General features: G+C 59.9%; 12 protein-coding genes. 6 read left to right on the top strand and 6 right to left on the bottom strand.

All coding sequences use genetic code 11. The annotated features are described in order from the left end of the window. On the bottom strand, nt 1–2,264 hold a 2,264-nt coding region (hsdR, locus tag AC6FTP_RS04365), incomplete at its 3' end, for an EcoAI/FtnUII family type I restriction enzme subunit R (RefSeq protein ID WP_497205681.1). Continuing rightward, complete coding sequence (locus AC6FTP_RS04360) at nt 2,261–2,491, bottom strand: hypothetical protein (protein WP_497205680.1); 231 nt, start codon at nt 2,489–2,491, stop codon at nt 2,261–2,263. The genes hsdR and AC6FTP_RS04360, both read right to left, overlap by 4 nt. Before the next feature lie 127 nt (nt 2,492–2,618). On the opposite strand from AC6FTP_RS04360, the gene AC6FTP_RS04355 reads away from it, so the two are divergent. The 3 genes from AC6FTP_RS04355 (at nt 2,619) to AC6FTP_RS04345 (ending at nt 5,226) form a co-directional block, all read left to right on the top strand. Next, entirely contained in the window at nt 2,619–3,017 is a 399-nt protein-coding gene (locus AC6FTP_RS04355) for a helix-turn-helix transcriptional regulator (RefSeq protein WP_497205679.1), read from the top strand. A gap of 760 nt (nt 3,018–3,777) precedes the next feature. Beyond that, nucleotides 3,778–4,509, top strand: coding sequence for a hypothetical protein (locus tag AC6FTP_RS04350; protein WP_497205678.1), 732 nt, complete (start codon nt 3,778–3,780; stop codon nt 4,507–4,509). Nucleotides 4,510–4,692: 183 nt separating this feature from the next. Then, entirely contained in the window at nt 4,693–5,226 is a 534-nt protein-coding gene (locus AC6FTP_RS04345) for a hypothetical protein (protein WP_497205677.1), read from the top strand. A gap of 130 nt (nt 5,227–5,356) precedes the next feature. On the opposite strand, the gene bcp is transcribed toward AC6FTP_RS04345, so the two are convergent. After that, nucleotides 5,357–5,830 (bottom strand): thioredoxin-dependent thiol peroxidase, encoded by a 474-nt coding sequence (bcp, locus tag AC6FTP_RS04340; protein ID WP_497205676.1) that lies wholly within the window; start codon nt 5,828–5,830, stop codon nt 5,357–5,359. A gap of 109 nt (nt 5,831–5,939) precedes the next feature. Beyond that, a complete protein-coding gene (locus AC6FTP_RS04335) occupies nt 5,940–6,170 on the bottom strand; it encodes an SWIB/MDM2 domain-containing protein (RefSeq protein WP_497205675.1) in 231 nt (76 codons plus the stop codon). Nucleotides 6,171–6,355: 185 nt separating this feature from the next. On the opposite strand from AC6FTP_RS04335, the gene AC6FTP_RS04330 reads away from it, so the two are divergent. From AC6FTP_RS04330 to AC6FTP_RS04320, 3 genes are read left to right on the top strand one after another with little or no spacing between them, the layout of a single operon-like run. Then, nucleotides 6,356–7,591: a PQQ-like beta-propeller repeat protein gene (locus AC6FTP_RS04330; RefSeq protein ID WP_497205674.1), complete on the top strand. Its 1,236-nt coding sequence runs from the start codon at nt 6,356–6,358 to the stop codon at nt 7,589–7,591. Between the two features lie 13 nt (nt 7,592–7,604). Next, entirely contained in the window at nt 7,605–8,177 is a 573-nt protein-coding gene (locus AC6FTP_RS04325; RefSeq protein WP_497205673.1) for a hypothetical protein, read from the top strand. A gap of 9 nt (nt 8,178–8,186) precedes the next feature. Continuing rightward, nucleotides 8,187–9,383, top strand: coding sequence for a molybdopterin molybdotransferase MoeA (locus AC6FTP_RS04320; RefSeq protein WP_497205672.1), 1,197 nt, complete (start codon nt 8,187–8,189; stop codon nt 9,381–9,383). 6 nt (nt 9,384–9,389) lie between these two features. Here AC6FTP_RS04320 and trxB read toward each other — a convergent pair whose 3' ends face one another. After that, the gene (trxB, locus tag AC6FTP_RS04315) at nt 9,390–10,322 is read right to left on the bottom strand and encodes a thioredoxin-disulfide reductase (RefSeq protein WP_497205671.1); all 933 of its coding nucleotides are present in this window, start codon (nt 10,320–10,322) and stop codon (nt 9,390–9,392) included. A gap of 167 nt (nt 10,323–10,489) precedes the next feature. After that, nucleotides 10,490–11,257: a L,D-transpeptidase family protein gene (locus AC6FTP_RS04310; protein WP_497205670.1), complete on the bottom strand. Its 768-nt coding sequence runs from the start codon at nt 11,255–11,257 to the stop codon at nt 10,490–10,492. Nucleotides 11,258–11,536 lie beyond the last annotated feature (279 nt).

The following is an 11,536-nucleotide window of genomic DNA, read 5'->3' as shown; positions in this document are numbered from 1 at the left end:
GGATCGACTTTGAGGATGTCCAAGGACTCGACACTGGTGATGCCGCTGTCGGCGTATTTCTGGAGCAGGGCATCTAGAACGGCGCGAGCCTTGTCTCCGTGCTTGGCGAAGACATTGCGCTTCTTCACCTTGTCGGCGCGTTCCTTCCGCGTGAGTGGAGGTGCATCAAAGGCGACGTGACAGATGAGATCAAAGGCGTCGTAGTCGCGGCCCACCTGCTCGGCGAGTTCGTCGAGGAAGACGCCTTTGGTGGCGAGTTCCTCCAAGATGGCCTGCTTCTTTTCGGCATCATTCCAGACGGTGAGGAAGGCATCCAGCGAAGCGAACTCCTTGCGCACAGTTTTGCGCGAGTAGTCTTTCAAGGACTCGGTGATGAGCTTGCCGCTTTCGTCCAGATACTGCACCCGCTCCGTGGCGACGCGGACCATGACGTTATCGACATAGTATTTGGTGGGCGGATCACCGCCGCCTTCGCCAAACGGGCCGGGCTGTTCTTCGCCATAAGGCAGTGGATCTTCACGCACACCGCCCTCCCCATCGTCAGGTGGGTCATCCGGCGGCACGGGAGGGTCATCGGGTCCGGGAACATACACCTGCACGGGATCACCATCGAAGTTAGGATCGGCAAAGAGCGCGGTGGCCCGCTTGAAATCCATGATGGTGAAGAAGAACTTGTTGTAGTCCTCATTGATGCGCGTGCCGCGCCCGATGATCTGCTTAAACTCCGTCATCGAGCCGATGCGCTTGTCGAGCACGATGAGCTTGCAGGTCTGCGCGTCCACGCCGGTGGACATGAGCTGGGAGGTGGTGGCGATGACGGGATAGGTCTTCTCAGGGGCGATGAAGTTGTCGAGCTGAGCCTTGCCAGCGGGATTGTCTCCGGTGATGCGAACGACGTAGTTGGGATTCGCGGCGGCGAGGTCGGGATTGGCATTCACCATGGCCTGCCTCATGCGCTCGGCGTGCTCGATGTTTTCGCAGAAGATGATGGTCTTCGAGTAGCGGCTGGTGGCCTTCAGAAACTCAGTGACCTTCGCTGCAACGACGGCGGTGCGCTTTTCGAGGATGAGGTTGCGGTCAAAGTCGCGGTCGTTGTATTCGCGGTCCTCAATGAGCTGGCCGTATTTGTCCATCTGACCGTCCTCGGGCCGCCAGCCGTCGAGGTCTTTGTCGAGACCGATGCGGACGACCTTGTAAGGGGCCAGGAAGCCATCGCTGATGCCCTGCTTGAGCGAGTAGGTGTAGATGGGCTCGCCGAAGTATTCGATGTTGGAAACTTTTTCGGTTTCCTTCGGCGTGGCGGTGAGGCCGATCTGGGTGGCGGAGGAGAAGTACTCCAGCACCTGACGCCAGCGCGCATCATCCGCTGCGCTGCCGCGATGGCACTCATCCACGATGATGAGGTCGAAGAAGTCTTTGGAGAACTGTTTGTAGATATTGGCCTCTTCTTCAGTGCCGGTGACGGCTTGGTAGAGGCAGAGGTAGATCTCAAAGGACTTGTCCACCGTGCGATTGGTGACCTTGGTCATGGCGGTGCCGAAGGGCTTGAAATCGTTCGTCTTCGTCTGGTCGGCGAGGATGTTCCGATCCACGAGGAAGAGGATGCGCTTCTTCGCGCCCGACTTCCAGAGCCGCCAGATGATCTGGAAAGCGGTGTAGGTCTTGCCCGTGCCGGTGGCCATGACGAGCAGGATGCGATTCTCGCCCCGCGCGATGGCATCCACAGTCCGATTGATGGCAATGATTTGATAGTAACGCGGAGCCTTGCCCGAACCGTCGTCATAGTAGTCTTGAGCAATGATGGTGAACTGCTCAGCCTTGAGGCCCTTGGCCTTGCAGTAGCGCTGCCAAAGCTCCTCGGGCGAGGGGAACTGATCGAGCGGGATTTCCCGAGTCACCGTGCCGGTGGTCGCGGTGCGGTCGTGCTCCAGGAAGGCGTCGCCATTCGAACTGTAGGCAAAGGGTAGATCGAGAATCTCCGCGTATTCAAGCGCCTGCGGCATGCCCGCGCCGACGGACTGGTTGTTGTCCTTCGCTTCCACGACAGCGAGCGGGAGCTTCGGCTTGTAGTCGAGCAGATAGTCTGCCTTTTTGGCCTCGCCGCGCTTCACGGTTTTCCCGCGTACGATGACGCGCCCTTTGGTGAAATAGACCTCCTCACGCACCTGTGTCATGACATCCCACTTGGAGCCATTTTCCCCGACGATGGCCGGCGTGATGAACTTGGTGCGGATGTCGGTCTCGGAGAGGGCTTTTTTGTTCATGCGGCTAAGGCGGGTTCGCGATCGGCGAAGTGGCGGGCGTTGTTGTCTTCGAAGTAGAAGGTCTGGTCGCTGTGGCTGACGATGAAGAACTGGAGAAGGCCGAGAGGCGAGCCTTTGCCTTTCAGGCCCTGAGGCGTGCCGATGAAGCCGGACTTGGTCCCGCCTTTACGAAGGACGGCATCGGGGCCGTCGGAGGCGAAGTCGTCGGTGATCTTGGTCGGAGGCATCCCGCACCGTGAAGCACAGCAGCGGCGCTGTCACAATTTTTCATCTCATCCGCTGTCTCCCCGAAAAATAATCTTGCCATGATCGGGGTGGTTTTGGTACAAGCCAGCATCGTCAACCCCGACGACGATGCGTGCGAAGACGAACCCCTCTCAAACCAAGGATGGCGGCAGGGCTGCTGTGGCCAAGGGAAAGCCTGCTCAAAAACGCCATGCGCCGCTACGCCCGCCGGTGATCTCGGCGGCGGAGGGCATCGCGGACTTGGATGAGGATGAGGAGGCCTTCATCCAGGAGGAAATCGCGGAGAGAGTGGAGCGTGGCTGGTCTCAGGTAGAGTTGGCGAAGCAGGCGGGGATCAGTCGCGGCATGGTGAAGCATCTGGAACATCGCCGCCGGGGGCCGAGCCTGCGGATCGCCCTCCACATCACGCGGGCGTTTGGCTCTGGCGTGGATGCTTTTATCCAGGCGGGAAGACTGCGCCCGCCGGTGGTGCCTTGGTTTTTGCTCCACTTTGGGCTGGGAGCCTGAGTGGCGGGCGGGGGCTCCAACTGGACCGGAGACAGGCGGCGCGTGGGATGGGAAGATGGTCCCATGAAACGAATCACCTCCAGTCCTGTCTCACGGACTCTCCCTGCCGGGGGAGGGGCCGGCTCTGTGGGCGGAGTGACCCTCGGAGGCGCCGTGGTGGGAGGCGGAGCGCTGGGTTTCTGCCGCCGGGGACAGGGGGCCGGAGAATGGGGGCGTTGTTTCCGCCCCCTGGGGCATGTCCCCAGAGACGGGGGCCAGGCACCGAGCCGCAGGGTGCACGCAACAAGCCGCCGTAGCCATGCAGGGGGCGGCTGTGTACATGCACCAGGCTGCGGGGGCCATGCACGGGGCGGCTGGGTGCAGGTAAGGTGCCGCCGGGGCCATGCACGCGGTGGCTGGGTGCAGGCACGGAGCTGCCGGGGTCATGCACGCGGTGGCAGTGTGCGCGCAGCGGGCCGCTGGGGCCATGCACCGGGCCGCAGGGTACACGCACTGAATCGCCGGGGCCATGCACTGGGCAGCCGGTGCCAGGCACGGAGCCGACGGGGCCATGCACCGGGGGGCCGGGTGGCTGCACATTTTGGCCGAATCTTTGTCCCTGATGAAAAGGGACAGGCTTTCACCAGCACCGCCGCAGGGCTTTCCCCCACCGACCATGGCCCTCTGGAATAATGCCACCTGGAATGCACCAGGAACTTTTTGGGCACCGGCTTCACCGCCTGTGCCTGCTACGCCAACACGACAGAGAACCCAACGAACCATGAAACGTCAACGCTACTACCCCACCATCCTCAGTGAACAAGGTGCTTGGAATGGCAATTTTGCCGACAAGCTCGCGCAATACATCGCCATCCTGGCGCTGTCACCCACGGCGGCGGCCTCCGTTGCTGCGGACGCCCGCTACATGCAATACACTCTGGGCCAGTGGCTCCAGGATGTGCGCACCTTTTCCCAGGCAGGTACGCAGGCTCTGAGCCAGTTGGAGTCTGGCACGGGCAGTGCGCCCTATGTGCTGCCTGTTTTCACCGCGCCGCCGTTGCCGCCGGGTGACCCTGGGGCGGTACCGCCCATCCCTGCCACGGTGCCTGTGGCTCCTGGTGCGCTGAACCGCATTTTTGACTTCGTGCAGATCATCAAGCGCAGCCCTGGCTACACGGAGGCGATCGGGCAGGACCTGGGCATCGTGGGTGCGGAGGACAGCACGGAGCACACGCGCCCGGATTTCAGTCTGGTGGCGGAGATGGGCATGGGCTGCCAGTGTGTGAAGGTGCGCTACAAAAAGTTTGGCCACTATGCGGTGGCGATCTACAGCAAACGCGGCACGGGCGACTGGGTGCTGCTGAGCATCGACTCTGCGAGCCCTTATCTGGACGAGCGCCCGCTGATGGTGGACGGGCAGCCGGAGATCCGGCAGTACCGCCTGCGCTTCTGGGACGCAGGCAGCGAGAACGGTGACTGGAGCGATGTGGCTACCATCACGGTGAGCCTGTGAGGCGGCGTTCTTTGTTCCTGGTTTCTGGTTCCTGGTTTCTGGTTTTAAATCACCCGCCACTGCTGGCAGGAGTCCAAAGCTGAGAACTAGAAACTAGGAACTAGGAACTAGGAACTAGGAACTAGAAACTAGGAACGGAAAACCCCAACCCTTCGGCTGAAGCCGAAACCACTTTTCCAAGCCATGTTCGACCCCAACCTTCCCCAAGCCGGCACGGAGATCGATGCCGTGGAAATGCGCAGCCAGCTCAATGGGCTGAAGGCGCTGATCGACGCCATCCTCACCGTCACCGCTGCGCAGGTGGACGGGGTGACGACGCTGGACCCCGGCAACCCGGCGAATGCCACGGCGAGTGTGGTGGGCAACACGATGCACCTCACTTTTGACATCCCGCGCGGGAATGCCGGCGCGCAGGGAGCCACTGGCGCGACGGGTGCTGAGGGGCCGCAAGGTCCGCAGGGCCCGCCCGGAAGCCCCGGTGGCCCGCCCGGCCCCGCTGGCGCGGAGGGTCCCCCTGGCCCGCAGGGTCCCCAAGGCCCGCAGGGCCTGCCCGGCGAGGTGAGCCAGACGGACCTGAACAATGGTCTGCTCAATACGCTGAGCCAGACGAGCGCGAACACGAACGCCGTGAGTACGCTGGACGTTCCCTTTGCCGATCCTGATGTGGAGGAACTGCGCCTGAAGATGAATGAGCTGGTGCTGGCGCTGAGGCGGTGAGGCGGCCTCGGTGGAAGGCCCGTTTTTTTCCATGCTGAATGATGACTGACGATGGCGGTGCGAGGCCACTCCGCTCTGGTGGCTGCTCCTCGTGCGGCTGCGGCCAAGGGACTCTGCCGGCCTTTGCCTGTCAGAGTACGGCGAGGATGAGGTCGAGGTGCTCGTCCGGCTTCACCTTGGGGAAGATGGCTTTGATTTTGCCATCAGGTCCGATGACGAAGGTGGTGCGCTCGGTGCCCATGTAGGTTTTGCCATACATGCTCTTTTCCACCCAGACGCCGTAAGCGTTCACGATGGTCATGTCTTCATCACTGATGAGCGGGAAGGGGAGTTGGTGCTTTTTGATGAACTTCTCGTGGCTTTTGACCGAGTCGATGCTGACACCGAAGACGCGGGCTTTTTCACGGATCTTCTGCCAGCCGTCACGAAGGGCGCAGGCCTGCTTGGTGCAGCCTGGGGTGTCATCTTTCGGGTAGAAGTAGAGTACGACGGTCTCGCCTTTGAGGTCGGAGAGTTTGAGCTTTTGCGCGACTGCGTGATCACCGCCGACGACGGGTGCATGGAATGAAGGGGCTTTGCTGCCCACAATTAAAGGTGAGGTCATGGCCGAATAATACGGCGGCTGTGGTGGGGGGGCCGCAGCATCCACGCAAAAAAAAAGCGCCCCAGACTTGGAAGGTCAGGGGCGCTGGGGAGGGGTTGCTGTGGGTGAGTTATTTGACGTGGACACTGACGTATTTCGCCAGTTCAAACATCGTCGCGGAGGCTTTGCCACCGAAGACAGCCTTCAGCTTGTCGTCCGCATTGATGTTGCGCTTGTTCTTGGCGTCCTGGAGACCGTGTTTTTTGATGTAGTCCCAGATCTTCTTCGTGATTTCGCTGCGCGGCTGCGGAGTGGAACCGACGACTGCGGCCAGAATTGCGTCCGGCTGCACGGGTTTCATAAGGGCGGGGTTTGCTTTACGGGTAGCTGCTTTTTTGGCCATAGGGTGGCGATGCTGGCAGTTTCCCCAGCGTGGGTCAATACTTGATCTCAAGGTTTTTTTCGGCTGCGGAGCCGGTGCATCTCATGCCTGCCCAAACGCATTGATGATTGAAGAGTGGCATTGGACTCGATAATCTCACCGTTATGATCCGATTCCGTCTGCCCTTTCTTCTACTCCTGAGTCTGCCGCTGCACGCGGAAAACTGGCCCCAGTGGCGTGGTCCGCGTCTGGATGGCACGAGCCTGGACCAGGGTTTCCCAGTGAAGGTGGATGGGAAGAGCCTGAGCTGGCGTGCCGAACTGCCGGGCCAGGGTCATGCCTCGCCCATCGTGTGGGAGGACCGAGTGTTCACTGTGGCTGCTCTGGCTGAGACCGAGGAGCGTGTGCTGCAATGCGTGAATCGTGCCGATGGGAAGGTGCTCTGGCAGAAGGCGGTGCTGAAGTCGCCGCTGGAAGGCAAGCACCGCCTGAACAGCCATGCCTCCAGTACACCGGCGACGGATGGGGAACGGGTCTTCACGGCCTTTCTTGATGGCGAATCCGTGGTGGTCAGTGCGCATGACTTCACTGGCAGGCAGCTCTGGCAGGTGCGGCCCGGTGTGTTTGCCAGCAAGCATGGCTTCTGCTCCAGCCCGATCTTGTTTGAGGACAAAGTCATCGTGAACTGTGATCATGACGGCCCGGGCTACATTGTGGCCTTTGCTCGTGCGGATGGCCGCCAGCTTTGGCGCATCGAGCGTCCGAATCAGACGCGCAGCTACTGTGTGCCGATGATTCGCGAGATGAATGGCCGCACGCAGATGGTGCTGTCTGGAACGAAGTGTGTGACGAGCTACGATCCGCGTGATGGACGTCTGCTGTGGATGATCGACGGGCCGACGGAGCAGTTCGTGGCCTCGCTCGTGCATGATGAAAAGTCCGGCCATCTGCTCATGACCGGTGGCTTTCCCGAGCATCACATCCTGGCGATCAAGCCTGATGGCGTGGGCAATGTGACGGACACGCACATCACCTGGCGCACGAACAAAGGCGTGTCGTATGTGCCATCGCCGATCTGCGAGGGCGGCTGGTTTCTCATCGTGTCCGACTCGGGCATCGCGCACTGCTTTGATGCGAAAACGGGAGACATCGCGTGGGAGGAGCGGATGAAGGAGCATCATGCCTCGCTCGTCAGCGCTGAGGGCAGGGTGTGGTTCATCAACGACTTCGGCACGCTGCGCACGGTGAAGCCGGGCAAGGCCTATGATCTCGTGGCCGAAAGCGAACTGGAGGACAAGGTCTTTGCCTCGCCTGCGATGAGCGAGGGGCAGATCTTTGTGCGCGGTGAGCATGGCCTCATTTGTCTCGGCAAACGCACGGCGAAGACGGCGGCACGCTGATCTTTTTACGATCATGAAATCCTTGCTCGCGCTCCTCATCGCCACCTCACTTCTGGCAGGCTGTGCTTCGAAAAAGAAGGAGGAGAAGCCTGGGCCCACGGGGCAGGCGACCTTGATCGGCATGATCGAGATGGTGAACCCGGAGCAGAACTATGTGCTCATCCGCTGTGAGCCGATGCCGTCGCTGAATGCAGGAGCGGAATTGATTGCCCTGGGTGCAAATGGCGCGCGCTCGAAGCTGGTGCTTTCGCCTGAACGTAAGGGGCATTACCTCACGGCTGACATTAAGGAAGGGCAGCCTGAGGTGACAAACCTCGTGCTCGTGCAGCACACACCGGTTCCTGAGGCGACGACGCCAACTGCTGCGCCTGCGACAACTCCGACGACGCCTCCAGAGGCCACGTCAGCTTATCAGCCAATGCCAAGTTTGCCCGGCATGTTGCCCGCGACGAGTGGAAGTGCGGTGCCGACTCTTCCGCTGGAGCCGACTTTGCCAGTCATCACGAAGCCTGCGACACCTCCAACGACTGAAGCGCCAGCGAAAGGCTTCGGTGATCTCGAGCCACCCGTCGGTGGGAAGCCTTGATTTTGACTCATGCTCACTGAAGCCGAGGCGCTGGAGCGCGTGCTTTCCCGTATCAGTCCAGGTCCTGTCGTGGATCTGCCTTTGCCAGCGGCGCTGGGGCGCTGCATCGCGCGTGACTTTCTCGCCTCGGTGCCGATTCCTGGATTCGATAACTCGATGATGGATGGCTATGCCGTTCACGCGGCGGACACGGTGGGGCAGGGGAGGCTCGACGTGTTCGGCGAGCAGCCTGCGGGGCTCGATCTCCGGCTTCAATGTGCGCCCGGTCATGCCATCCGCATTTTTACTGGAGCACCGATGCCAGATCGTGCGGATGCGGTGATCATGCAGGAGGACGTGATTCGCGAAGGCGATGTCATCGTATGCCTTGAGCCTGTGGAGCATGGGGAAAACGTTCGTCGCGCTGGGGCAGATCTTTGTCCGGGACAGATCATGCTGCGGCGTGGGGAAAAGATCACGCCGGGGCGTATCGGGCTGCTGGCATCGCAAGGGCTGGCGAGCATCGCGGTTCATGAAACGCCGCGTGTGGCGGTGCTAAGCACTGGAGATGAACTTGTGCCTCCCGGCAGTGGCCCGCTCCAGTCGGGCCAAATTTACAACAGCAATGGGTTCATGCTTCAGGCACTGCTGGCAGATCTCGGTATCCGTGAGACGAGCACGGTGCATTGTCGGGACACGCTGGCGGATACTGTCAGCACGCTGCGCACGCTGATGGAAAGCTCCGACATGATCGTGCTCAGCGGCGGTGTATCCGTGGGAGATCATGATCACATCAAGCCCGCGTTGCTCGAACTCGGGATCACTCCTGATCTTTGGCGTGTGAAGGTGAAGCCTGGTAAACCTTTCCTCTTTGCCCAAACGACGCGTGCCAGTGATGCGCGATCCGTATCCATCTTCGGGCTGCCGGGAAATCCAGTGTCTTCCTTCGTCACCTTCCAGTTCTTTGTGCGTCCAGCACTGCTTCGTTGGATGGGGGCCGCTGATGTCTCGCCACCACGATTGCCTGCCACGGTTTCAGCGGCCTTAGCCAACGATGGTAATCGTCCGCACTACTTGCGCGGGGTGTTGCGTGACGGTGTCTTCCACGTCGCCGGGCTTCAGCAAAGTCATGCGCTTTTTGCCCTGAGTCAGGCGAACGCGCTGCTCAGGCTGGAGGAAGGGCAATGCATCGCCGCTGGAGAAACGACGATGGTGATCGGACTATGATCTAAATCAATCCACGCCGAGATCGGCGAGGTAGCGCTCGGCCTCGAGAGCGGAAGCGCAGCCTTGTCCGGCGGCAGTGATGGCCTGACGATAGACATGGTCGGCCACGTCGCCTGCCGCGAAAAGGCCTTCGGTCTTGGTGCGAGTGCCCTCGGTTTGCAGGATGTAGCCGTTCTCATCCTTGTCCACGAGGTCGCCGAGGAAGCCGGCGTTCGGCACGTGACCGATGGCGACAAAGACGCACTTGAGTTCGAGTTCGCTCTTCTCGCCGGTGATGAGGTTTTCCAACGTGACGGCGCGGACCTCGCCTTTTTCGTCGGTGAGATACTCGGCCACGGTGCTGTTCCAGACGGGCTTGATCTTTGGATTCGCGAGCGCGCGATCGGCCATGATTTTCGAGGCGCGGAGTGAGTCGCGGCGATGAATGAGGTACACGGTGCTGGCGAAGCGGGTGAGGAAGTTTGCTTCCTCGCAGGCGCTGTCGCCACCGCCGATGACGCAGACGGGCACGCTGCGGTAAAAGGCACCGTCACAGGTGGCGCAGCTCGTGAGGCCGTGGCCGATGAGGCTTTTTTCGTTGGGAAGACCGAGGTGGCGCGGGCTGGCACCCGTGGCGACGATGACCGTGCGCGTCTGGCGCACGGTGCCGTCTTCACTGGTGATATTGAAATGGCCCTCGGGGGCTTTTTCCACGTTGGTGACCAGGGTGTACTCGATGCGTGCACCAAATTTCTCGGCCTGGGTCTGCATGTTCATCATTAGCTCGGGGCCCATGATGCCATCCGGGAAGCCTGGGAAATTCTCCACTTCAGTCGTCGTTGTGAGCTGACCGCCAGGTTGGTTACCGGAGAGGATCAGAGGGTTCAGATTCGCGCGTCCAGTGTAGATCGCTGAGGTGTAACCTGCGCAGCCGGTGCCGATGATGATGACGTTTTCCATGGTGATGTGGTCGAGAAGGGGAAGAGGAAGGAGCGTCGAAGATGGGAAGCTCTTTTGTTTACGCAAGAACAGCTTCCTCAGAGACTTTGAAGCTGCATTGACTCCCTTCTGAAACCCAGGGATACCGCTCTGTTTGAGACGACGCCCCAACTTCGCACAGGGAAATATCAGCCGTGTGCCAGGTGGCCTGTGCTGTTCCGACGATTGCCGGTAGTGATTTTTTCGGCCTTGGTGGCTGGCTTCTTGGACTTGGATTTTGCCACAGGGGCAGTTGTCGATTGATCAGCCTTTTCTTTGGCCTGATCTGCCGGACCTGCTGCTGTTGGAACGGTGTCAAACGTGGCTGGTGCTTCAGGCTTCTTCTCCGCAACGATGGATTCCTCCTCGGGTGTCGGCTTGGCTTCTTCAGCCTTGCTACCTGCAGGAAGTCTATCCCGTGTGATCACGACTTTAGCTCCTATTCCAACGACTTCAAAGATCTCCACCACGTCCTTCATCCCCATGCGAATGCATCCATAGCTGGCAGGTTTACCGAGGTTGCACTCCTCGGTCGTGCCGTGGATGTAAATGTAACGCTTCATGGCGTTGCGATTCGTTCCTTCCATACCGCGCAGCCAGAGAATGCGAGAGACGATGGGGTCGCGGCCAGGCGCATTCGGCTTGAGCACTTCGCCATTCCAAGAGCGGCTCTTCAAAACAGCCCCCGTGGGCAGTCCATGACCGATTTTGGCGATGATCTCATGCTTGCCCAAGGGAGTGCGGTAGCTGTTGGGCTGATCACCGATGCCGAATTTGGAGGTCGAGATGGGAAACTCCCTCTTCAAAACACCAGCGTCGTAGAGTCCCAGCTTTTGGTCTTTCACGCTGACAACGACTTCAGATTTAGGCGCCGACCCACAGGAAGTGATCAAGACAGCAACGAAAGCCAGTCCCATTCGCCCAGCCAAAACTCGGCACACCGAGAGAACATGGAATGTATTAAAAGGGTTCATAAAATTGAGTAAACTTAATATAAGTTAAATATATACGCAATTCTCAAATTGGGAATCTTTGGTGGTGGTTTGCGAGGTGATCACTCCCTCGATAAGCAAAATGGAGACCGGTTTTCCGAATGTCGTTCACGAATTCAAAGGTTCGGGTGGAAGTTTGGAGCCAAACGCATCCCGGGTTGCAAAAATGGCTTATTTTCGATAACTTCCATACATACGGTTTAA

The organism is Prosthecobacter sp. (genome assembly GCF_044378005.1).
GTDB lineage: Bacteria > Verrucomicrobiota > Verrucomicrobiia > Verrucomicrobiales > Verrucomicrobiaceae > Prosthecobacter.
Note: the sequence above shows the minus strand (reverse complement) of the source record. Positions and strands in the feature narration are given on the sequence as shown.